Annotated in this window: 18 protein-coding genes and 6 tRNA genes; 10 read left to right on the forward strand and 14 right to left on the reverse strand. The window is 69.6% G+C overall.

What is annotated here, in order from left to right:
* Positions 1-69 precede the first annotated feature (69 nt).
* The 3 genes from AAW13_RS15535 to AAW13_RS15545 form a co-directional block, all read right to left on the reverse strand.
* Positions 70-145, reverse strand: a tRNA-Gly gene (locus tag AAW13_RS15535).
* An 80-nt stretch (positions 146-225) separates the two neighbouring features.
* Positions 226-297 (reverse strand) — tRNA-Gly (locus tag AAW13_RS15540).
* Between the two features lie 135 nt (positions 298-432).
* Positions 433-750: a histone-like nucleoid-structuring protein Lsr2 gene (locus AAW13_RS15545; RefSeq protein WP_046733685.1), complete on the reverse strand. Its 318-nt coding sequence runs from the start codon at positions 748-750 to the stop codon at positions 433-435.
* A 329-nt stretch (positions 751-1,079) separates the two neighbouring features.
* Here AAW13_RS15545 and purS point away from each other — a divergent pair, with 329 nt between their 5' ends.
* From purS to purM, 7 genes are all read left to right on the forward strand, one after another.
* Positions 1,080-1,343, forward strand: coding sequence for a phosphoribosylformylglycinamidine synthase subunit PurS (gene purS, locus AAW13_RS15550; RefSeq protein WP_015659417.1), 264 nt, complete (start codon positions 1,080-1,082; stop codon positions 1,341-1,343).
* On the forward strand, positions 1,340-2,020 hold the full coding sequence (gene purQ, locus AAW13_RS15555; RefSeq protein ID WP_046733686.1) for a phosphoribosylformylglycinamidine synthase subunit PurQ: 681 nt from the start codon (positions 1,340-1,342) through the stop codon (positions 2,018-2,020). Before purS ends, purQ begins: the two co-directional genes overlap by 4 nt.
* Complete coding sequence (gene purL / locus AAW13_RS15560) at positions 2,017-4,275, forward strand: phosphoribosylformylglycinamidine synthase subunit PurL (protein ID WP_046733687.1); 2,259 nt, start codon at positions 2,017-2,019, stop codon at positions 4,273-4,275. Before purQ ends, purL begins: the two co-directional genes overlap by 4 nt.
* Positions 4,276-4,544: 269 nt before the next feature.
* Complete coding sequence (locus AAW13_RS15565) at positions 4,545-5,342, forward strand: maleylpyruvate isomerase family mycothiol-dependent enzyme (protein WP_046733688.1); 798 nt, start codon at positions 4,545-4,547, stop codon at positions 5,340-5,342.
* Positions 5,343-5,420: 78 nt separating this feature from the next.
* Complete coding sequence (locus AAW13_RS15570; RefSeq protein ID WP_240528629.1) at positions 5,421-5,831, forward strand: META domain-containing protein; 411 nt, start codon at positions 5,421-5,423, stop codon at positions 5,829-5,831.
* A gap of 221 nt (positions 5,832-6,052) precedes the next feature.
* Complete coding sequence (gene purF, locus AAW13_RS15575; RefSeq protein ID WP_046733690.1) at positions 6,053-7,582, forward strand: amidophosphoribosyltransferase; 1,530 nt, start codon at positions 6,053-6,055, stop codon at positions 7,580-7,582.
* 34 nt (positions 7,583-7,616) lie between these two features.
* The gene (purM, locus tag AAW13_RS15580; protein WP_046733691.1) at positions 7,617-8,687 is read left to right on the forward strand and encodes a phosphoribosylformylglycinamidine cyclo-ligase; all 1,071 of its coding nucleotides are present in this window, start codon (positions 7,617-7,619) and stop codon (positions 8,685-8,687) included.
* Positions 8,688-8,885: 198 nt separating this feature from the next.
* Here the strand turns inward: purM and AAW13_RS15585 are convergent, their stop codons facing one another.
* Both AAW13_RS15585 and AAW13_RS15590 read right to left on the reverse strand, forming a co-directional pair.
* On the reverse strand, positions 8,886-9,149 hold the full coding sequence (locus AAW13_RS15585) for a DUF3073 domain-containing protein (RefSeq protein WP_046733692.1): 264 nt from the start codon (positions 9,147-9,149) through the stop codon (positions 8,886-8,888).
* Between the two features lie 300 nt (positions 9,150-9,449).
* Positions 9,450-10,541 carry a Leu/Phe/Val dehydrogenase gene (locus tag AAW13_RS15590; RefSeq protein ID WP_046733693.1) on the reverse strand — a complete coding sequence of 364 codons (1,092 nt, stop codon included), beginning with the start codon at positions 10,539-10,541 and terminating at the stop codon, positions 9,450-9,452.
* A 244-nt stretch (positions 10,542-10,785) separates the two neighbouring features.
* On the opposite strand from AAW13_RS15590, the gene AAW13_RS15595 reads away from it, so the two are divergent.
* Both AAW13_RS15595 and bldC read left to right on the forward strand, forming a co-directional pair.
* Complete coding sequence (locus AAW13_RS15595; RefSeq protein ID WP_046733694.1) at positions 10,786-11,628, forward strand: DUF8083 family protein; 843 nt, start codon at positions 10,786-10,788, stop codon at positions 11,626-11,628.
* Positions 11,629-12,246: 618 nt separating this feature from the next.
* On the forward strand, positions 12,247-12,453 hold the full coding sequence (gene bldC / locus AAW13_RS15600) for a developmental transcriptional regulator BldC (RefSeq protein ID WP_003949541.1): 207 nt from the start codon (positions 12,247-12,249) through the stop codon (positions 12,451-12,453).
* 506 nt (positions 12,454-12,959) lie between these two features.
* Here the strand turns inward: bldC and AAW13_RS15605 are convergent.
* The 4 genes from AAW13_RS15605 to AAW13_RS47770 form a co-directional block, all read right to left on the reverse strand.
* A complete protein-coding gene (locus tag AAW13_RS15605; RefSeq protein ID WP_046733695.1) occupies positions 12,960-13,160 on the reverse strand; it encodes a DUF6274 family protein in 201 nt (66 codons plus the stop codon).
* A gap of 567 nt (positions 13,161-13,727) precedes the next feature.
* Positions 13,728-13,802, reverse strand: a tRNA-Asp gene (locus tag AAW13_RS15610).
* Between the two features lie 93 nt (positions 13,803-13,895).
* Complete coding sequence (gene hrpA / locus AAW13_RS15615) at positions 13,896-17,840, reverse strand: ATP-dependent RNA helicase HrpA (protein ID WP_046733696.1); 3,945 nt, start codon at positions 17,838-17,840, stop codon at positions 13,896-13,898.
* 145 nt (positions 17,841-17,985) lie between these two features.
* Positions 17,986-18,414, reverse strand: a complete 429-nt coding sequence (locus AAW13_RS47770; protein ID WP_240528631.1) for a hypothetical protein — start codon at positions 18,412-18,414, stop codon at positions 17,986-17,988.
* Between the two features lie 205 nt (positions 18,415-18,619).
* Here AAW13_RS47770 and AAW13_RS15625 point away from each other — a divergent pair, with 205 nt between their 5' ends.
* Positions 18,620-19,093, forward strand: a complete 474-nt coding sequence (locus AAW13_RS15625) for a PH domain-containing protein (protein ID WP_046733697.1) — start codon at positions 18,620-18,622, stop codon at positions 19,091-19,093.
* Positions 19,094-19,131: 38 nt separating this feature from the next.
* Here AAW13_RS15625 and AAW13_RS15630 read toward each other — a convergent pair.
* The 5 genes from AAW13_RS15630 to AAW13_RS15650 all read right to left on the reverse strand — a co-directional run bounded on the left by AAW13_RS15630 (position 19,132) and on the right by AAW13_RS15650 (position 21,415).
* A tRNA-Phe gene (locus AAW13_RS15630) sits at positions 19,132-19,205 on the reverse strand.
* 24 nt (positions 19,206-19,229) lie between these two features.
* A tRNA-Asp gene (locus tag AAW13_RS15635) sits at positions 19,230-19,304 on the reverse strand.
* Between the two features lie 38 nt (positions 19,305-19,342).
* Positions 19,343-19,415: transfer RNA gene (locus AAW13_RS15640), tRNA-Glu, on the reverse strand.
* A 118-nt stretch (positions 19,416-19,533) separates the two neighbouring features.
* On the reverse strand, positions 19,534-20,994 hold the full coding sequence (locus tag AAW13_RS15645) for a metallophosphoesterase family protein (protein WP_046733698.1): 1,461 nt from the start codon (positions 20,992-20,994) through the stop codon (positions 19,534-19,536).
* 70 nt (positions 20,995-21,064) lie between these two features.
* Positions 21,065-21,415: a metallopeptidase family protein gene (locus AAW13_RS15650; RefSeq protein ID WP_046733699.1), complete on the reverse strand. Its 351-nt coding sequence runs from the start codon at positions 21,413-21,415 to the stop codon at positions 21,065-21,067.
* Positions 21,416-22,230: the final 815 nt, after the last annotated feature.

Genomic DNA, 22,230 nt, shown 5'->3' on the forward strand with positions numbered 1-22,230 from the left:
AGGGGACGGCCGTGGGATGCGGGCGCGCGAAAAAACCCCAGTCGCATGACTGGGGTTTCTTGCTGAGCATGGAGCGGACGACGAGGCTCGAACTCGCGACCTCAACCTTGGCAAGGTTGCGCTCTACCAACTGAGCTACGTCCGCACTGCTCCCGACCGGCTCCCACCGATCGGTGCGAGCACCAGCCTACCTGATCCACAAGCTGATCAGGACCGGCGGTGCAGAGCGGGTGACAGGAATTGCACACTGCGCCTTCCCCCTGGAAGGGGGATGTTCTGCTACTGAACTACACCCGCATGTACTCCGTGGGCTTCGGCTTTTCGGCCTGGCCCCTCGGCGTGCTCCAGACATTAGCTGATCAGCAGGGGGGTAGCGCAAGTCGGCTGCCCCCAGGGGTCGCTGACGCACCCTGGGGACAGCCGGCCGCCTCGTCACTGGGCGGCGCTGAACGCCTCGTAGACCTTCTTCGGAATACGGCCGCGCGCCGGGACGTCCATCTTGTTCGCCTGTGCCCAGGCGCGGACGGCCGCCGGGTCGGGGGCGACCTCCGTCTGCTTGTACGCCTTGCCCGACTTCGACCGCTTGCGGCCGGCGACCACGTACGGCTCCAGAGCGGTACGCAGTTTCTTGGCGTTGGCTTGATTCAGATCGATCTCGTACGACTTGCCGTCGAGTCCGAAGGCGATCGTTTCCGCCGCTTCCGAGCCGTCGATGTCGTCAAAGAGAGTGACCACGACCTTCTGCGCCACGAATATCGGTCCCTTCGTGTGGCACGTCTATACAGCTCATCACAGCTCAACGGTGATGCGGCGATGACGTGCCGAGTATCGGCTATTGCCAATTCATTTGTACAGTGCCTGGCAATACAAAGTGAAGCCCGACTAAATCCGCCGCGTGTCACACGCGCAATAGATGTTGCGGGCGAACCCGGGGAACTTTCCCAGAACTTTTCGTGTGGATCCCCCGCTGTCACCCGATCGTGACGCGGCTCACGTAGTTTCCTCCAACTCTACCCGCGTAGAAATTTGGTACGGGTAGTCTGAAGGAACCAGCTCAGCACCACACACCGGGAGTGCCAGTGGCACGCGTCGTAGTCGACGTCATGCTCAAGCCGGAGATCCTCGACCCCCAGGGCCAGGCGGTCCAGCGTGCGCTGCCGCGCCTGGGTTTCGAAGGCATCTCCGATGTACGTCAGGGAAAGCGATTCGAACTGGAAGTTGACGGGCCGGTCGACGAGGCCGCGCTCGCCCGCATCCACGATCTTGCGGAATCCTTCCTCGCCAACACCGTGATCGAGGACTTCACCGTCAAGGTGGAGGAAGTCGCGGAGGCGGCGAAGTGACCGCTCGTATTGGCGTCGTCACTTTCCCGGGAAGTCTCGACGACCGGGACACACAGCGTGCGATCCGCCTCGCGGGCGCCGAACCGGTCGCCCTCTGGCACAAGGACAAGGACCTCCACCAGGTCGACGCGGTGGTCCTTCCGGGCGGTTTCTCCTACGGCGACTATCTGCGGGCCGGCGCCATCTCCCGCTTCTCGCCGGTCATGGAGACCGTCATCGAGCAGGCGAAGGCCGGCCTCCCGGTCCTCGGAATCTGCAACGGCTTCCAGGTCCTCACCGAGGCCCACCTGCTCCCCGGCGGGATGCTCGGCAACGACCACCTCCACTTCATCTGCCGGGACCAGAAGCTGCGGGTGGAGAACACCTCCAGCGCCTGGACGACGGACTACTCCGCGGGCCAGGAGATCCACATCCCGCTGAAGAACATGGACGGCCGGTACGTCGCGGACGAGTACACGCTCGACAAGCTGGAAGCCGAGGGCCGCGTGGCGTTCCGGTACGTCGACTTCAACCCGAACGGCTCGCTCCGCGACATCGCCGGCATCACCAACGAGGCCGGCAACGTGGTGGGCCTCATGCCGCACCCGGAGCACGCCGTCGAGCCGTTGATCGGTTCCGGCCGCACCGACGGTCTCCCGTTCTTCACCTCGATCCTCAAGAAGCTGGTGGGCGCATGAGCCGGACGCCTCTGGACACGGTCGAGCACGCGGCCGCGACCCCCGACGTCGAGCTGCCCTGGGCCGAACTCGGTCTGAAGAAGGACGAGTACGAGCGGGTGGTGGAGATCCTCGGCCGCCGCCCGACCGGCGCCGAGCTCGCCATGTACTCGGTCATGTGGTCCGAGCACTGCTCGTACAAGTCCTCCAAGGTCCACCTCCGCCAGTTCGGCGAGAAGGCCCCGCAGTCGGACGCGCTGCTCGTCGGCATCGGCGAGAACGCGGGCGTGGTCGACGTCGGCCAGGGCTACGCGGTCACCTTCAAGGTCGAGTCGCACAACCACCCGTCGTACGTCGAGCCCTACCAGGGCGCCGCGACCGGTGTCGGCGGCATCGTCCGCGACATCATCGCGATGGGCGCGCGGCCGGTCGCGGTCGTGGACCCGCTGCGGTTCGGCGCGGCCGACCACCCCGACACCAAGCGCGTGCTGCCCGGCGTCGTCGCCGGCATCGGCGGCTACGGCAACTGCCTGGGCCTGCCGAACATCGGAGGCGAGGTCGTCTTCGACGCCTGCTACCAGGGCAACCCGCTGGTCAACGCCGGTGCCATCGGCGTCATGCGGCACGAGGACATCCACCTCGCGAAGGCCTCCGGCGCCGGCAACCAGGTCATCCTGTACGGCGCCCGGACCGGCGGCGACGGCATCGGCGGCGCCTCCATCCTGGCCTCCGAGACCTTCGACGACGCCAAGCCGTCGAAGCGCCCCGCCGTCCAGGTCGGCGACCCCTTCCAGGAGAAGCTCCTCATCGAGTGCACCCTGGAGGCGTTCCGGGAGAAGCTGGTCGTCGGTATCCAGGACCTCGGGGCGGCAGGCCTGTCCTGCGCCACCTCCGAACTGGCGTCGAACGGCTCCGGCGGCATGACCGTCACCCTGGACGACGTCCCGCTGCGCGACTCCACGCTCTCGCCCGAGGAGATCCTCATGAGCGAGTCGCAGGAGCGCATGTGCGCGGTGGTCGAGCCCGCGAAGGTCGCCCGCTTCCTGGAGATCTGCGAGAAGTGGGACGTCATCGCCACCGTCATCGGTGAGGTGACCGACGGCGACCGGCTGGAGATCTTCTGGCACGGCGAGAAGATCGTGGACGTCGACCCGCGCACGGTCGCGCACGACGGCCCGGTCTACGAGCGCCCGTACGCCCGCCCGTCCTGGCAGGACGAGCTCCAGGCGGACGACGCGAACAAGCTGCCCAGGCCCGCGACGGCCGAGGAGCTGAAGGACCAGGTCCTGAAGCTGGTCGGCTCCCCGAACCAGGCCTCGAAGAAGTGGATCACCTCGCAGTACGACCACTTCGTGCAGGGCAACACGGTCCTCGCCCAGCCCGAGGACTCCGGCATGATCCGCATCGACGAGGAGACCGGCCTCGGGGTCGCCATCGCGACCGACGGCAACGGCCGGTACGCCAAGCTGGACCCGTACGCGGGCGCCCAGCTGGCGCTCTCGGAGGCCTACCGGAACGTGGCGACCACGGGCGCGAAGCCGCTGGCCGTCTCCGACTGCCTGAACTTCGGCTCGCCCGAGGACCCGGCGGTGATGTGGCAGTTCGCGGAGGCCATCCGCGGTCTCGCCGACGCCTGCCAGCAGCTCGGCACCCCGGTGACCGGCGGCAACGTCTCCCTCTACAACCAGACGGGCGAGGCGGCCATCCACCCGACCCCGGTGGTGGCGGTCCTCGGTGTGATCGACGACGTCGCCCGCCGCACGCCGGTCGCCTTCCAGGAGGAGGGGCAGCTGCTCTACCTCCTCGGCGACACCCGTGAGGAGTTCGGCGGCTCGGCCTGGTCCCAGGTCGTCCACGACCACCTCGGCGGCCTGCCCCCGAAGGTGGACCTGGAGCGCGAGCGGCTGCTCGCCGAGATCCTGATCTCCGCCTCCCGCGACGGCATGATCGACTCCGCGCACGACCTGTCCGACGGCGGTCTGGTCCAGGCGGTCGTGGAGTCGGCGCTGCTCGGCGGCAAGGGCGCGCGCCTGGTCGTACCCGACGGCCTGGACGCGTTCACCTTCCTGTTCTCCGAGTCGGCGGGCCGCGCGGTCGTCGCGGTGCCGCGCTCGGAGGAGGTCCGCTTCAACGACATGTGCGGTGCCCGGGGTCTGCCGGTCGCCCGCATCGGTGTCGTGGACGGCGACTCGGTCGAGATCCAGGGCGAGTTCGAGCTGTCCCTGGCCGAACTGCGCGAGGCCCACGAGGGCACGATCGAGGCCCTGCTGGCGTAACCGCCCACGGAACGACGAAGGCCCCGCCCGGATGTTCTTCCGGGCGGGGCCTTCTCGGCTCACCGGACGTGGTTCTCCAGGATCTCCGTGTCCAGCTCGATGTCCATGGGACCGGGCACGGACACCTTCTCGCCGAACTTCGAGTCATGTTGCACCCCCTTCCAGGCGAAGGCCGGCGTCGCCCGCATCCGGCGGTGCGGGGCTCGGTTTCGCCGTTGACCACCCGCACGGGTGATCGCCTGTCAGACCCAGGGAATACGCTCACCGCCATGCCTCCCGCCAAGAAGCGCGCCCGGACGTACGACCCCGCCAGGACCCGTACGGCGGTCCTCGCCCAGCTCGCCAACGTGCGGGACGCCGTGCGTGTCCTCACCCCCGAGCAGCTCGCCCTGCCCACCCGGCTCGGCGAGTGGACCGTACGGGAACTCGTCGCCCACCTCGGCATGGCGGTCACCGCCGTGCACCGGGCCCTGGCCGAGCCCGAGCCCGCGCGGGCGGACGCGGCCCCGCTGGACTGGCCGTTCCGGACCGCCGCCAACTCGGCCGCCATCGCCGACTTCACCCGGCGGCTCGCCGCCGACCACCCCGACCTCGACGCCTACCTCGCCGACGTCGACGCGAGCTTCCGCGCCCTGCTCGCCGAGCATCCCGGCACCCGGCTGCTCGCCACCAGCGCCGGCGCGATGTCCCTGGACGACTACCTCGTCACCCGTACCGTCGAACTGGTCGTCCACACCGACGACCTCCACGCGGCCGTCCCCACGCTCGACGTCCGCTACGACCGGCAGGCCCTGGCCGCCTGCACCCGGCTGCTCGCCGACGCCCTCGCGGTGAAGGCGCCCGGCGGCTCCACCGAGGTGCGCGTGCCGCCGTACGCCGTGGTGCAGTGCGTGGAGGGGCCGCGGCACACCCGGGGCACCCCGCCGAACGTGGTCGAGACCGACCCGCTGACCTGGATCCGGCTGGCCACCGGCCGGCTGGAGTGGCAGGAGGCCGTGGCGGAGGCCAAGGTCAGCGCGAGCGGGGAGCGGGCGGACCTCGGGCCGTACCTGCCCCTGACGGGCTGACGGAACCGATCACCCTGTGGGTTCCGTCGAACCGGCATGAACGGGTACAAGCAGCGCACGCGGCCCAGGACCCCGACCATGACAGCCGTCGCCCTGCTCGCCACGCTCGCGGTGGCCTGCGGGAGCGGGAAAGATGGTTCCGTGAGCACCCCGCGGCCCGTGACCGGGATCGACTGGACCGTCGACAGCGTGACCGTCGACGGCACCACCCGGCACGCCCCGGCGCACGCCCATGTGAAGTTCGAGGACGGCCGGGCCGCCGGCAGCTACGGCTGCAACCAGTTCAGCGCGACCGCCCAGGTCACCGACGACCTCATCCGGCTCAGCCATGCCCGCACCACCCGGATGGCCTGCGACGACGCACGGATGACCTTCGAGCGGGCACTGGCGCGGACGCTCACCGCCGGACCGCTGACCATGAAGACGGAGGGATCGAAGCTCACCCTCACCACGGCCGGTGGCGACCGGGTCCAGCTGTCCAGGAAGTGAACCTCCGCCGCCCGAATCATGTGCGACACCTCACTCAGAGATACGGTGTGAGGGGGTTGCGCGGACCCCGGTCCGCACGAACGAGCCGCGCCTGGAGAATCGTCCCACCACGCTGACCTGCGAAAATGGAGAAAGCTACGACTGACTCGGCGATCGTAGATCCATTACGGCCGGGTATCCCCAATTCGGACCAGTGGTCGATCTCGCCTACACTCGGTGTCGTGCCACGTGGTGACGGTCTCCTCAATCACGATCTGCTCCCCGGTGAGAAGGGCCCCCAGGACGCTTGCGGCGTCTTCGGTGTCTGGGCTCCCGGTGAAGAGGTCGCCAAGCTCACGTACTTCGGGCTGTACGCCCTCCAGCATCGGGGCCAGGAGTCCGCGGGTATCGCGGTCAGCAACGGCTCCCAGATCCTCGTCTTCAAGGACATGGGACTCGTCTCCCAGGTCTTCGACGAGACCTCCCTGGGTTCCCTCCAGGGTCATATCGCGGTCGGACACGCCCGCTACTCGACCACCGGGGCCTCCGTGTGGGAGAACGCCCAGCCGACGTTCCGCGCCACCGCGCACGGTTCCATCGCGCTCGGCCACAACGGCAACCTGGTCAACACGGCGCAGCTCGCCGAGATGGTCGCCGAACTCCCCAAGGACTCCAACGGCCGCTCCACCCGCGTCGCGGCCACCAACGACACCGACCTGCTCACCGCGCTGCTCGCGGCCCAGGTCGACGAGAACGGCAAGCCGCTGACCATCGAGGAGGCCGCCCACGCGGTCCTCCCGAAGGTGCGTGGCGCCTTCTCCCTCGTCTTCATGGACGAGCACACGCTCTACGCCGCCCGCGACCCGCAGGGCATCCGCCCGCTGGTCCTCGGCCGCCTGGAGCGCGGCTGGGTGGTCGCCTCCGAGTCCGCCGCGCTCGACATCTGCGGCGCCAGCTTCGTGCGCGAGATCGAGCCGGGCGAGTTCGTCGCCATCGACGAGAACGGCCTGCGCACCTCCCGGTTCGCGGACGCGAAGCCCAAGGGCTGTGTCTTCGAGTACGTGTACCTGGCCCGCCCCGACACCGACATCGCCGGCCGGAACGTGTACCTCTCCCGCGTGGAGATGGGCCGGATGCTCGCCAAGGAAGCCCCGGTCGACGCCGACATGGTGATAGCGACCCCGGAGTCCGGCACCCCCGCCGCCATCGGGTACGCGGAGGCCTCCGGCATCCCCTTCGGCAACGGTCTGGTCAAGAACGCGTACGTGGGCCGGACCTTCATCCAGCCCTCGCAGACCATCCGGCAGCTCGGCATCCGTCTGAAGCTGAACCCGCTGAAGGAAGTCATCCGCGGCAAGCGGCTGGTCGTCGTCGACGACTCGATCGTCCGCGGCAACACCCAGCGCGCGCTGGTGCGGATGCTCCGCGAGGCGGGCGCGGCCGAGGTCCACATCCGGATCTCCTCGCCGCCGGTGAAGTGGCCGTGCTTCTTCGGCATCGACTTCGCCACCCGCGCCGAGCTCATCGCCAACGGCATGACCATCGAGGAGATCGGCACCTCGCTCGGCGCCGACTCCCTGGCGTACATCTCCATCGACGGCATGATCGAGGCGACCACCATCGCCAAGCCGAACCTGTGCCGCGCCTGCTTCGACGGCGAGTACCCGATGGCGCTCCCGGACCCCGAGCTGCTCGGCAAGCAGCTCCTGGAGACCGAGCTGGCGGCCGGTCCGGCAGCCACGGCCGCGGCCGACGCGATCCGTCGCCCGTAAGCCTCGTAGAAACCAACCCGAAAGATCCCAGGCAATGTCTGAGAACTCTGTTCCCGGTGCTTCCTACGCGGCTGCCGGTGTCGACATCGAGGCGGGCGACCGCGCCGTAGAGCTGATGAAGGAGTGGGTGAAGAAGACGCAACGCCCCGAGGTCCTCGGCGGCCTCGGCGGCTTCGCCGGCCTCTTCGACGCCTCCGCGCTGAAGAACTACGAGCGTCCGCTGCTCGCCTCCGCGACCGACGGCGTGGGCACGAAGGTGGACATCGCCCGGCAGTTGGGCGTCTACGACACCATCGGCCACGACCTGGTCGCCATGGTCATGGACGACATCGTGGTGTGCGGCGCCGAGCCGCTGTTCATGACCGACTACATCTGCGTCGGCAAGGTCCACCCCGAACGGGTCGCCGCGATCGTCAAGGGCATCGCCGAGGGCTGTGTACTGGCCGGCTGCGCCCTGGTGGGCGGCGAGACCGCCGAGCACCCGGGTCTGCTGGGCGCGGACGACTTCGACGTCGCGGGCGCCGGTACGGGCGTGGTGGAGGCCGACCGGCTGCTCGGCGCGGATCGTATCCGTACGGGTGACGCGGTGATCGCCATGGCGTCCTCCGGGCTTCACTCGAACGGGTACTCCCTGGTCCGGCACGTGCTGCTGAACCAGGCCGGCCTCGCCCTCGACGCGCACATCGAGGAGCTGGGCCGCACCCTCGGCGAGGAGCTGCTGGAGCCGACCAAGATCTACTCGCTGGACTGCCTGGCCCTGATGCGCACCGCCGAGGTGCACGCCTTCAGCCATGTGACCGGCGGCGGACTCGCGGCGAACCTGGCCCGGGTGATCCCGGACCACCTGCACGCGACCGTCGACCGCGCCACCTGGACCCCGGGCCCGATCTTCGACCTGGTGGGACGCACCGGTGACGTCGAGCGGCTGGAACTGGAGAAGACGCTCAACATGGGTGTCGGCATGATCGCGATCGTCCCGCAGGAATCGGTGGACGTGGCGCTGGCCGCGCTGGCCGACCGCGGGGTCGAGGCGTGGGTCGCCGGCGAGATCACCGAGCGGGGCGAGCACACCACGGGCGCCGAACTGGTCGGGGACTACGCATAGGCCCGGCCTCTCCGGCGTCCGAGGAGCGACGTCCGGGGTGCGATGCCCAGAGGGAGCGACGTCCGGGGTGCGATGCCACGAGAGAAGGGCGTCCAGGGAGCGGTGTCCGGGGCGGCGTCCTGCGGGGTCAGCACAAAACCCGGTCCGGCATGGAAACCCCGGACCGGGCAAGTGGAAGCGGCTCAGCAGCCGCTGAAGTCAAGCACCGCGACGATGCTGGGAGTGCGGACCGGACTGATCGTCCTCGTCCTCGTCCTCATCGTCGTCGTTGTAGAGATCCGCGTACTGGGCGTACGGGTCGTCGTCCTCGTCGTCGTCCTCGAACGGCTCGCCGTTCGGCGGCTGACTCGAAGTCGATGCGCCCAGCTCGCTGGCCAGACGTGACAGATCAGTCCCACCGCTGTTGTACTTCAGCTGGCGGGCGACCTTCGTCTGCTTGGCCTTGGCCCGGCCGCGCCCCATGGCTCGACCCCCTCGGTGACGGGGCTCGACGGCCCCAGAGTCTGACACGCGTTCATGATCCGGAACGGGCTCTCCTCGGAGAGACCGGTCCGTAGGGCTTCCACGGTACCTGAGCCCGCGCCCATACGGTACGTCGCCCGCACCACGCGCCTGACTCCGTGACCCGCGAGGCGCCCCGTCCCCGCTGGTCAACGACGATTTTAACCACTTCCTGGCGGGCGACCCGCCGACGAACGTGAGAGTTCTCTCCAACCGTCCGCCGACGGGTACCGAAAACGCGTCCGGAAACCCGGTGTTCGATCAGCGGCCGTCCGCCGTTTTCGCTTCGTGCATCCGCTGTTCGGCGATCCGGTCGGCCGCGGCGGCCGGCGGGATCCCGTCTTCCTTCGCACGTGCGAAGATGGCCAGCGTGGTGTCGAAGATCTTCGCCGCCTTGGCCTTGCACCGGTCGAAGTCGAACCCGTGGAGTTCGTCGGCGACCTGGATGACCCCGCCGGCGTTCACCACGTAGTCCGGCGCGTAGAGGATCCCGCGGTCGGCGAGGTCCTTCTCGACGCCCGGGTGAGCGAGCTGGTTGTTGGCCGCGCCGCACACCACCTCGGCGGTCAGCACCGGCACGGACTCGTCGCTCAGCGCGCCGCCGAGCGCGCAGGGGGCGTAGATGTCGAGGCCCTCGACGCGGATCAGGGCCTCGGTGTCGGCCGCGACCCGCACCTGCGGGTGCCGGTCGGAGATCCGGCCGACGGCCTCCCGGCGGACGTCGGTGACGACCACCCGGGCGCCCTCCTCCAGAAGGTGCTCCACCAGGTGGTGACCCACCTTGCCGACGCCCGCGATGCCGACGGTACGGCCGCGCAGCGACGGGTCGCCCCACAGGTGCTGGGCGCTGGCCCGCATGCCCTGGTAGACGCCGTAGGCGGTGAGCACGGAGGAGTCGCCGGCGCCGCCGTGCTCCGGGGAGCGGCCGGTGGTCCAGCGGCACTCGCGGGCCACCACGTCCATGTCGGCGACGTAGGTGCCGACGTCGCAGGCGGTGACGTACCGGCCGCCGAGCGAGGCCACGAAACGCCCGTAGGCGAGCAGCAGCTCCTCGGACTTGTCCCGGTCCGGATCCCCGATGATCACGGCCTTGCCGCCGCCGTGGTCGAGCCCGGCCATGGCGTTCTTGTACGACATCCCGCGCGCGAGGTTGAGGGCGTCGGCGACGGCCTCCTCCTCGTTCGCGTAGGGGTAGAAGCGGGTGCCGCCGAGGGCGGGGCCCAGTGCGGTGGAGTGGATGGCGATGACGGCCTTCAGACCGCTTCTGCGGTCCTGGCAGAGCACGACCTGCTCGTGACCGCCCTGGTCCGAGTGGAACAGGGTGTGCAGGACGCCGGTGGAAACGTCGGTCACTGTGGTGACTCCCGGTTGGGTCGCGGCGAGTGGAAGCTGGGGCTCCCGTAAGGGTGGCGGGGGCCTGGCACGAGCGTAGAGCTATTGCCCGCCCGCCATCCGCGCAGTGTTCAGGATCACTCTGCCGTGCCGCGTGCGCACGCATGAGCATGGGACGATTTGCTGTGGTTTCCCGGTCGGCGCCGGTCGGCTCCGCCGCGGGTTCCGCTGGTTTCGAGCCCGGTCCGATGGGGAGGGAGCAGGCGTGCCCAAGGTGTCCTCGGTGGTCGTGCCCTACGCGACGTACCTGCGTGTGTACGAGCCGCTGGCCGCCTTCCCGGAGCCGGAGCGCGACCACTGGGCGCGCTACGCCCGCCGCTCGGGCCGGCCCTCGTATCAGGACGAACTGCGCCGCTCGCTGGCCGACTTGCTGCCCACCCCGCCGGTCCCGGTACCGGTGCAGGAGAGCGCCGACGCGTTCGTGGTCGAGGTGGACGGTGTCGTGTGCGTCTGCCCCTGGCGGACCCGGCTGCGCGGTTGGCAGGCCCTCCAGGAGCTGCCCGAGGAGCTGCCCGAGCCGGTCCTGGACGCGATGCTGCCCCCGGTGGTGCGGCGCCAGGCCACCGTGGACTACGAGCGCTGGCGGGCCCGCAACCCGGACTCGCGGCCCTGGATCCGCACGGCGACCTGGCAGGTGCCGCTGAACTGGTTCGTGCTGGTCTCCGACGAGGAGCGGCGGTACGAGAAGGGCACCGGGGAGATCCCGCCGATGCTGCGCTACCGCACGCCGATGGTGCAGGCCCGGCGGCGGGTGGCCCGGGCGCTGCGCACGCTCAAGGACACCGTCGAGGAAGGGCCGCTGATCGACGGGCTGGTGGACGTCGGCCGCTGGCTGGAGGAGTTCCACCCGCGCTCGCTGGTCGAACTGGACTACGGCGGACTGGTGCACGCCCTGCCGGCCGGTGATCTGGAGGACGACCATTCGGCGGCCGACGTGGCGGCGGGCGTCGAGGCGCTGCGCCGGGGCGACGGGGCCGCGGCCGGGGAGGCGTACGGGCGGCTGGTGGAGCGGTGGCGGGCGGTGCGGGACCGCCGGTCGGCGAACTGACTGCCGGTCTGAGCAGCGACGCCCGGTGATCCGTACTGGACGGCGGGCCGTCCGGCGGCGCTTGCGGCCGGGTGACAGCTGGATGACGGCTGGGTGATGAGTGACGTACGTCACGGCCCGGATGCTGTGAAACAACGTACCTTGACGGCACTTCAGTGAACTCACGGGACGTTGGGCCCGATCCGGGCTTTTATTCCAAGGGTGACGGATAGCACTTACGCGGCCCTTGCGCCTCTTGCCACTCCTCGTGCCAAAATAGGACAAGGAGTCCGGGGAAGGCTCCTTCCGTCCAAGTGTGGTGCACTGTGGGCGGATTCTCAGCATTACGTGCTTTGGGGGGTCTGGTGACTCCTGATCGTCCTGTGACTGATCGTCACAGTGGCGTGACTGTCCGCTATGGCATGGTCCATCGGCTTCCGCGGCTGATGACTACCTGGGAGGGCAATTCCATCGGTTTGGCCGACGCGGCTGGACAGATGGTGTAGTTGTAGTGCCGAGGACAAGCCGTTCGTCCTATAACCGACTCGACTCGCGTCCGCCATTTCGGGCAACGCGGGTCAAGGTGCAGAATTTAGAGGAAAGAACCGAGAAGGTTCGGTTCTCCCGAGGAGGCCGCTCATGACCGCTCGCACCCCTGATGCCGAGCCGCTGCTGACCCCGGCTGAGGTCGCCACCATGTTCCGTGTCGACCCCAAGACGGTCACGCGGTGGGCGAAGGCCGGCAAGCTCACGTCGATTCGCACGCTCGGCGGACACCGCCGTTACCGCGAGGCTGAGGTCCGCGCCCTGCTCGCGGGTATCCCGCAGCAGCGCAGCGAGGCCTGACCAACTGAATAGCGGGCAAACCGACCGGTCCCCCAACTGGCCGAGGTGCCCGAAACCCTAGCTCCAAGCGACGCGGGACCTGCCCCAACAGGACCCACGCCCAGGCCGACGAGAACTTCACAGGCAAGCGACACAGGGTGCGTCGTAGATCGCGCTGGACTCCGCCGGGTCCAGCGCGATCTTTTTTGTGCGCGGATGGCGTCTTGTGGCGTCTTCGGCCACCCTGACCGGCGCCTCTGTGAGCAGCCTTGTCGCACTCTGGGGAGGGCTGTCGGATCCGCTGTGCGTGCGCCCAGAGGGTGCCCGGGGTGGGGTCGACAGGGTGGTGCAATTGCACATATTAAATTGACTAGTTGTAGGAGGGGGGTAAGTACCGCCGTTTCGGGAACTCATGCGGTGACTCCCGTCACATACCGCACGGGTTGTTTGTACCGCCCCGGGTGCGCTAATGGAGTCGCGGGCGCCACCACCCCACGGGGGAACGGCTGTTGGGCCCGGCGCCTCTCTCACGCCCCGACGGGCTCCTCGCCCTCCATGACCTCCTCGGGGGCTTCGGGGGCCTCGGGGGCGTGTGGGGTGGAGGCCATGGCCAGCCGCAGCAGCTGATGGCAGACGGGACAGTGGCGGGTCAGGTGCCGGTACGACGAGGCGGCCGCCAGATGAGCCCTCAGCAGGGCCCGCGTCTCGTGCCGCACCGAAGCCGCCATACGCCACCTCCAGAGGGGGCCGAGGAGAGCGAGCCCTCTCTTCTGGGTACCGACCGAATGTGACGCCGTCAATGGCGCACACGAAAGACCCCGGCCCCGACGCCCCGTGCTCCCGCCGGCGCCCCGCCGGGATCAGGCCACACCCGGGAGACCCGCGCCCCTCGCGGAAACCTCACAGCTCACAGACGTGAGACGCCCGCTTCCTCCGCTGCAACCGCACGGATCACACATCGGAGACCCGCTTCCCTCGCGGCGGCACGCGGGCCTCCCGCCGCGGTCCTGACGGGATGTGCCGAGTCCGATCGCGGCTGCGCCGCGGGCGCGGCCTCTGGTCTGGTGGGGTGGCGGGTGGGGTTGGTGCTGGTGATACGTCTGAGGCCCGCTTACGTCTGAGGCCCGCTTCCCTCGCGGGATGCGGGCCTCTTGTTGCGGTCCTGACGGGATTTGCTGCATTTGATTGCGGCTGCGCCGCGGGCGCGGCCTCTGGTCTGGTGGGGTGGTGGGCGGGGTTGGTGCTGGTGATACGCCAGAGGCCCGCTTCCCTTGTGGGATGCGGGCCTCTTGTTGCGGTCCTGACGGGATTTGAACCCGCGGCCTCCACCTTGACAGGGTGGCGAGCACTCCAAACTGCTCCACAGGACCAGGTTTCGCGGCACTTTGTCTGCGCTGTGCTGCGAGAAGGACTGTACAGGAGGGTGAGGGTGCTGGTCGAACTCACTCAGCGTGCTCGGTCTGTTACGGAGCCGCCGTGTCGATCGCCTTCACGATCCGCTTGTCGGAGATCGGGTACGCCGTGCCCAGCGCGTGCGCGAAGTAGCTGACCCGGAGCTCCTCCAGCATCCAGCGGATGTCCAGGACCTGTTGCGGCACCGGACGGCCACGGGGGAGCTGCTCCAGGAGCCAGGCGTACTCGTCCTGCATCTCGTGGACCTTCTCCATCCGGGTGGTGTCCCGCTGGACGTTGGCCGGCATCTGCTGGAGGCGGCGGTCCGCCGCGACCAGGTAGCGCATCAGGTCGGGCAGCCGACGTATGCCGGCCCAGGTCACGAAGCCGGGCTTCACGAGGGCGTCCAGCTGCTTGCGGACGTCCGTCAGGTTGGCCAGCAGCGCGGGGCTCCGGACGCCCTTCAGGCGGCGCTCACAGGCCTGCCAGGCGGCGAGCACCTGCTGCACCTGCGTGACCGTCCGGACCGTCGTGTCGACGATCTCCGCGCGCACCTTGTCGTAGAGCTTCCGGTACGACTCCTCGTCCCACACCGGCCCGCCGAAGTCGGCGATCAGCTTGTCGGCCGCGGCCGTCGCGCAGTCGTCGAACAGGGCCTGGACCGTGCCGTGCGGGTTGGCCGACAGGGCGAGCTTCTGGGCGTTCGTCAGCTTCTCCGAGGCGAACTTCGCCGGGTTCACCGGGATGTTGCGCAGGATCAGCCGGCGCGTGCCCTTCCACATCGCCTCGGTCTGTTCCTCCTCGGTGTCGAAGAGGCGTACGGAGACCGTGTCGCCGTCGTCGACCAGGGCCGGGTAGGCCTTGACCGGCTGGCCCGCCCGACGGGTCTCGAAGACGCGGGTGAGCGCGCCGATCGTCCAGTCGGTGAGGCCCTTGCGTTCCAGGGACTCGCCGCCCTCACGGGACGCGGTGGCGGCGGCCGCCTGGGACAGGGCCTGCCGCGCCTTCGGCTTCAGCCGGAGCTTCAGCGCCTCCAGGTCCTTGTCCTCGGCGAGCTTCCGGCGCCGCTCGTCGACGATCCGGAACGTGATCTTCAGATGGTCCGGGACCTTCGCCCAGTCGAAGTCCTCGGCCTCGAAGGGGACGCCGACCATCCGCTTCAGTTCGCGGGCCATCGTGGTGGTGAGGGGCTCCTGGAGAGGCACGGCCGTGTCCAGGAAGCGCTTCGCGAAGTTCGGCGCCGGCACGTAGTTGCGGCGGATCGGCTTGGGGAGGCTGCGGATCAGCTCCGTGACCACCTCTTCGCGCAGGCCCGGGATCTGCCAGTCGAAGCCCTCGTCCGTGACCTGGTTGAGCACCTGGAGCGGGACGTGGACGGTCACGCCGTCCGCGTCCGCGCCCGGCTCGAACTGGTAGGTCACCCGGAACTTGAGCTGCCCCTGCCGCCAGGAGTCCGGGTAGTCGGCCTTGGTGACCGCCTCCGCCGACTCCCGGATCAGCATCGCCCGCTCGAAGTCCAGGTACTCCGGCTGTTCGTGCCGCTTGTGCTTCCACCAGGAGTCGAAGTGCGCGCCCGAGACGACGTGTTCGGGCACCCGCTGGTCGTAGAAGTCGAAGAGCGTGTCGTCGTCGACGACGATGTCCCGGCGCCGGGCGCGGTGTTCGAGCTCCTCGACCTCGCTCAGCAGCCTGCGGTTGTCGGCGAAGAACTTGTGGTGGGTGCGCCAGTCACCCTCCACCAGGGCGTTGCGGATGAAAAGCTCGCGGCTGACCTCGGGGTCGATCCGGCCGTAGTTCACCTTGCGGTCGGCGACGATCGGCACGCCGTACAGCGTGACCTTCTCGAACGCCATCACGGCCGCCTGGTCCTTTTCCCAGTGCGGTTCGCTGTACGTCCGCTTGAGGAGGTGCCCGGCCAGGGGCTCCACCCACTCCGGCTCGATCTTCGCGTTGACCCGGGCCCAGAGCCTGCTGGTCTCCACCAGCTCGGCCGACATCACGAACCGGGGCGTCTTCTTGAACAGCGCCGAGCCCGGGAAGATCGCGAACTTGGCGTTGCGCGCGCCCAGGTACTCGTTCTTGGCGCCGTCCTTCACGTCCTTCATCCCGATGTGGGAGAGGAGACCGGCCAGGAGGGAGACGTGCACACGGTCGCCGGGGGCGTCCTCCTCGTTGAGGTGGATGCCCATCTGCTTGGCGACCGTGCGCAGCTGCGTGTAGATGTCCTGCCATTCGCGGATGCGCAGGAAGTTCAGGTACTCCTGCTTGCACATCCGCCGGAAGGAGCTGGAGCCGCGCTCCTTCTGCTGCTCCCTGACGTACCGCCACAGGTTGAGGAAGGCGAGGAAGTCGCTGGTCTCGTCCCGGAAGCGGGCGTGCTGCTGGTCGGCCTGGGTCTGCTTGTCGGCCGGGCGTTCACGCGGGTCCTGGATGGAGAGCGCGGCGGCGATGACCATGACCTCGCGGACACAGCCGTTCTTGTCGGCCTCGAGCACCATGCGCGCGAGCCGCGGGTCGACCGGCAGCTGGGCCAGCTTGCGGCCGCTGTCGGTGAGCCGCTTGCGGACGTCCTTCTCGTCGGGGTTCAGCGCGCCCAGCTCCTGGAGCAGCTGCACGCCGTCGCGGATGTTGCGGTGGTCCGGCGGGTCGATGAAGGGGAACTTCTCGATGTCGCCGAGGCCGGCCGCGGTCATCTGGAGGATGACGGAGGCGAGGTTCGTACGCAGGATCTCGGCGTCGGTGAACTCCGGCCGGCCGAGGAAGTCCTCCTCGTCGTACAACCGGATGCAGATGCCGTCGGAGGTACGGCCGCAGCGGCCCTTGCGCTGGTTGGCGCTGGCCTGGCTGATCGGCTCGATGGGCAGCCGCTGCACCTTGGTGCGGTGGCTGTAGCGGCTGATCCGGGCGAAGCCGGGGTCGATGACGTATTTGATGCCGGGGACCGTGAGGGAGGTCTCGGCCACGTTGGTCGCCAGCACGATCCTGCGGCCGGTGTGCGGCTGGAAGACCCGGTGCTGCTCGGCGTGCGAGAGCCGGGCGTAGAGGGGGAGGACCTCGGTGAACCGGTACTTCTTCTTCTCCAGCGCGTCCGCCGTGTCCCGGATCTCCCGCTCGCCGGAGAGGAAGACGAGGATGTCGCCCTTTCCCTCGCCCTGGAGTTCCTCCACGGCGTCGCAGATGGCGGTGATCTGGTCCCGGTCGGCGTCCTCGGAGTCCTCTTCGAGGAGCGGGCGGTAGCGCACCTCCACGGGGTACGTCCGCCCGCTCACCTCGACGATCGGGGCGTCACCGAAGTGCCGGGAGAAGCGCTCGGGGTCGATGGTGGCGGAGGTGATGACCACCTTCAGGTCCGGGCGCTTCGGCAGCAGCTGGGCCAGGTAGCCGAGCAGGAAGTCGATGTTCAGGGACCGCTCGTGCGCCTCGTCGATGATGATCGTGTCGTAGGCGCGCAGCTCGCGGTCGGTCTGGATCTCGGCGAGCAGGATGCCGTCCGTCATCAGCTTGATGAAGGTGGCGTCCGGGTTCACCTGGTCGGTGAAGCGGACCTTCCAGCCGACGGACTCCCCGAGGGGCGTGCGCAGTTCCTCGGCGACGCGCTCGGCGACGGTACGGGCGGCGATCCGACGGGGCTGGGTGTGCCCGATCATGCCGCGCACCCCCCGCCCCAGCTCCAGACAGATCTTCGGGATCTGCGTGGTCTTGCCGGAACCGGTCTCACCGGCCACGATCACGACCTGGTGGTCGCGGATCGCGGCGGCGATCTCGTCCTTCTTCTGGCTGACGGGCAGTTGCTCGGGGTACGACACGGCGGGCACGACGGCGCGCCGGCCGGCCATCCGTTCCTCGGCCCTGGCCACCTCTGCCTCGATCTCGGCGAGGACGGCGGCGCGGGCCTCCGGCTTACGGATCTTGCGCGCGCCTTCCAGCCTGCGCCCGAGCCGGTGCGCGTCGCGCAGCGAAAGCTCGGTCAGGCGGGGGGCGAGAGTGCCGAGGGCGGGAGCGGGATGCGTAGACATACGCGGTCCAGGATCTCACCTCGGGGAAATTCATGGCGAACGCTTTTGCCTCCGGCGGTTCAGCCGGGATCCGCCGGGATCCGCCGGGATCCGCCGGGATCCGCCGGGTTCAGCCGGGTTCAGCCGGGTGAAGGGGCGGGGCGGGTTACTGGCCGCGCTGCGCGGGCGGGGCGGCCGTGTCGGCGGGGGCGGGGGAGGCCGCCGTGGTGGCCGTGGCGGGGGTGACAGGCGTGGTGGCCGTGGTGTCCGTGGTGTCCGTGGTGGCCGTGGTGGGCGTAGCGGGTGCGGCCGGCGTGGGTGCGGCTGCCGCGGCCGCCGCCGAGGACGCGATCGACTTCGCCGTGTTCGATACGGCCTTGATCCCCAGGTAGGCCGTGGTCATGCTGCTCACCGCGGTGAACGCGGCGGTGAGCACGCCGATGATGACCGAGGTGTCGCCGTCGAGCTGCCAGACGCCGAACATCGCGACCGTGGCGATCGCGAGGTTGCTGATGACGACGGCGAGCAGCCCGTAGCGCGCACGGTTCTTCTCCAGCTCGACGTCCTGGCTGACTCTGTCCTGGTCCCCGCTCATCGTCCCCGCCCCTGGTCCGTGTGATCCCTCTGATCCGTTGCGACGACGCCGAAGGTAGCGTCACGCGGTCCGGTGGCCAAGCGGCCGGGCGGTGGGCCGGCCGGGAAGACGCCGTGGTCGCCGTCGGACCGCAAAGGAACGCCATGGTCCGCTCCAGTCCTGCCCAAATCGGAGTCGTGCGGCGGAGCGCTGTCAGGCTGCGCGTATGAGCGAGACCGTCTTTCGGTACACGGGCAGACAACGCCTGGTCATGTGGGGATGGGCGCTGCTGATGGCGGCCTGGGCGGGGGCCGTGACGGTGGATGCCGGCCGGGACCTGGCCGAGCACCGGATCGGTACGGCCGTACCCGTGTGGCTGGTGCTGGGGCTGGCACCGACCGTGCTGTTCGTGGTGCTGGCCGGCATGTCGACGGGGGTCACGCGCATCGACGCCCAGGGCCTGCGCACGCGTGGGATGACGGGGAGGCGGCGGGTGGCCTGGCCGGACATCGAGAGCGTCCACGAGCTCCCGGGCCGGGGGCGCCGGGGCACGATCACGCAGATCGGTGTCACCAGAACCGACGGCACTTCTTTCCTGCTGCCCATCCCCTACACGTCCGGGGTCGTCCTCGAGGACCCCGACTTCCACGACAAGCTCGAGCTGATCCGCCGGGAGTGGCGGCGGGGCCGCAGCACATGAGAACAGCCCCTCCGGGACTCCGGAGGGGCTGTCTGTTGTGGCTGGGGCCGGGGTCGAACCGGCGACCTATCGCTTTTCAGGCGATCGCTCGTACCAACTGAGCTACCCAGCCACGAGGTTTCACGTGAAACCTCAGCGGTCCTGACGGGATTTGAACCCGCGGCCTCCACCTTGACAGGGTGGCGAGCACTCCAAACTGCTCCACAGGACCAAGCTTGTGTGTGCAACAGTGTCGCACACGATCTTGCGTGCCCCCAACGGGATTCGAACCCGTGCTACCGCCTTGAAAGGGCGGCGTCCTAGGCCGCTAGACGATGAGGGCTATCGGCCCGCCTGGGCGCTTCTCAGCGCGTCGGGGACGTGAGAAGCATATGGGATGGCGGGGAGTATCGCCAAAACGGTTTACGGCGACGAGAACGACCGGTGGAACCGCTGATCGGTCAGGTGGTCGGGAGGTGGCGGCTGACCTCGGCCGTCGTCTGGCCCAGACCGCCCAGTTTGATCTCGTCCCAGGCCTGGAGGCGGTGGGTGTCCCGGTCGAAGTAGAGGATCGAGGCCTCCACGGGATCCGGGTACTTGCGCTCGACCGCGCGCAGCCCGCTGCCGCCGGTGGAGCCCTCCACGCGCAGCCGGGTGCCGTGCGGCAGCAGCTCCGTCTGCTCGTGGTGCAGGTGGCCCGCCAGGACCAGGGGAACCTCGCCGTCCGTCATCCGGGCCGCGGTCGGCTCGTGCGCGATCGCCACGTCCACCGGGGTGCCGGCCGCCCGCTGCTCCCGCAGGGCCGTGGCGAGGCGGTCGCCGGCCTGCTCCTCGGCCGCGTCGCCGCCCGGCACGGTGGAGCGGTCGGGGGTGAACTGGGGATCGCCGATACCGGCGAACCGCAGCCCGGCGACCGTCTCGGCCCGGCCGTCGTCCAGGACGTGCACGTTCTTCATCCGGGCCAGGTACCGCTGGGTGACCGCGGAGTCGTGGTTCCCGCGGACCCAGACATAGGGCACGCCGAGGTCCTCGACCGGATCCAGGAAGCCGTTCTCGGCGGCCGTGCCGTGGTCCATGGTGTCGCCGGAGTCGACGATCACGTTCACCTTGTACTGCTGCACCAGCGAGGCGATGATCTTCCAGCTCGCCGGGTTGAGATGGATGTCGGAGACGTGCAGGACCCGCAGGGTGGCCGGATCCGGGGAATAGGCGGGGAGCGTGGACGTGACGTCGTACAGCTTGGTCACGTTCGTCACCAGGCGGGCCAGCTCCTTCTGGTAGGTGTCGAAATCGGTGACGATGCTGCGCGCGTTGCCGACCACGGCCGGGGCGGAGGAGAGCAGACCGGAGAACCTCGGCTCCAGGACCGCGTTCGGGTTCCAGGTGGCGTACGCGGTCGCGCCGGACGTGGCGAGCAGACCGAGGGCGAGGCCGCCGGCGGCCAGGGCGCGGCGGGGCCGGCGATAGACCGCCAGGCCGAGGGCGGTGGCGCCGGCGACGACGGCCACGCAGGAGCGTTCGGCGAGGTCGAGGGTGCCGTGCTCGACGTCGTGGGCGACCTCGTCCTGGAGGCCGGCGAGACGTTCGGGGTGGTCGACGAGGGCCTGGGAGCGGACCGGGTCCAGCTGGTCGACATTGACGTCGAGACGGACCGGCCCGTTGTGGGTGTCCAGGTAGAGGGCGCCCAGCGGGGAGACGTTGATCTTCGTGCCCCCGCTGAGGGACGGGCGCAGGGTCATCGTGGTGTCCATCGGGCCGACCTGCGCGCGGACGTTCCCGACGATCAGGAGGCCCAGCCACGCGCCGAGGAGGACGACGGCCGTCAGGCCGAGGACGCGGCTCCAGGCGGGCGGTTCGTGTGCCTGCGGGTCGAGTTCCAGGACGGGCGGACGGGCTTGGGCTCGGGTTCGGGCGCGGGCCATTGGGGCCGTATGCCCCGGCTCGGGAGCTGATATGCGACGGTTCGCTCCCTGCCTGCCCGCGGGGTGCGGCTCAGCCCCAGCCGAGTTCGTGGAGGCGGTCGTCGTTGATGCCGAAGTGGTGGGCGATCTCGTGGATCACGGTCACGGAGACCTCGTGCACCACGTCCTCGGGGGTCTCGCAGTGGCGCAGCGTCGGGCCCATGTAGATGGAGACCCGGTCCGGGAGCACACCGGCGTACCACTCGCCGCGGTCGGTGAGCGGGGTGCCCTCGTACAGGCCCAGCAGGTCGGGGTCGTCGGCGGGGGGCTCGTCCTCGACGAACACGGCCACGTTGTCCATCACCCGGGTCAGCTCCGGGGGGATCCGGTCCAGGGCCTGGCTGACGAGTTCCTCGAACGATTCGCGTGTCATCTCCAGCACAGGGCCATTGTCAGGGACCGGGCGCATGGGCGGAGGGGTGTGGGGGCGCCGGGTTCGGGAGCGGCGGTGCCGCGGGCGGTGCGGGCCGGGCGGCGGGGCGATGCTTCGGTCGTTTGTCCCCGGCGCGCGGTCAGCGTGTCCTCTTGCGGGCGGCGGGAGTTGGGCAGGTCGACTTCTTACTTCCCCTCGGAGGTGGCCGCCGTGCGCCCCTTGAACGTACCCGTCCGTCTGGCCGTCACGGTGATGGCCGTCGCGGCCGCCGCCGGCTGTGTGAACGTGGGCGACGACGCGGGGAAGGCCAAGCCGTCGCACTCGGCGGGGCACCGGGGCGGTGACGGGGCAGGCGCCGGCCCCGGCGTGTCGGGTGAGGGCGGCGCGGGGTACGGCGGTGCGGTGGCCGACGGTAAGCGGGGGCACGCGGGGAAGCCGAAGCCGGGGGAGTCGGCGTCGGCGTCCGCGCGGTCCGGGGAGGGCGGCGGCAGCGCGGGACCGGACGCGACGGCACAGCCTGGGCAGAGCGCCGCGCCGGGGGTGCCGGCCGGGCCCCCGACGGGCGCCCCGGCGTCCCCCACGGCACCGGCGGACACCCCCACGCCACCACCGGCTTCGCCCCCGCCGCCGCCCCCGGCGACGGACCCGCCGTCGGCCGAGCCGTCCTCGTCGGCACACGAGGAAACGGGCCCCCAACTGGTCCAACGAGAACCAGCCCCAGCAGCAGGCACCCCGGCATAGCCCCACCCTCGGCGATACCGCCCGACCTCACCGTTCGCCGGCTGCTCCTCGTCGATACCGTCCGACTTCGCCGTTGGTCGGTT

Source organism: Streptomyces humi (genome assembly GCF_001005085.2).
Classification (GTDB): domain Bacteria; phylum Actinomycetota; class Actinomycetes; order Streptomycetales; family Streptomycetaceae; genus Streptomyces; species Streptomyces humi.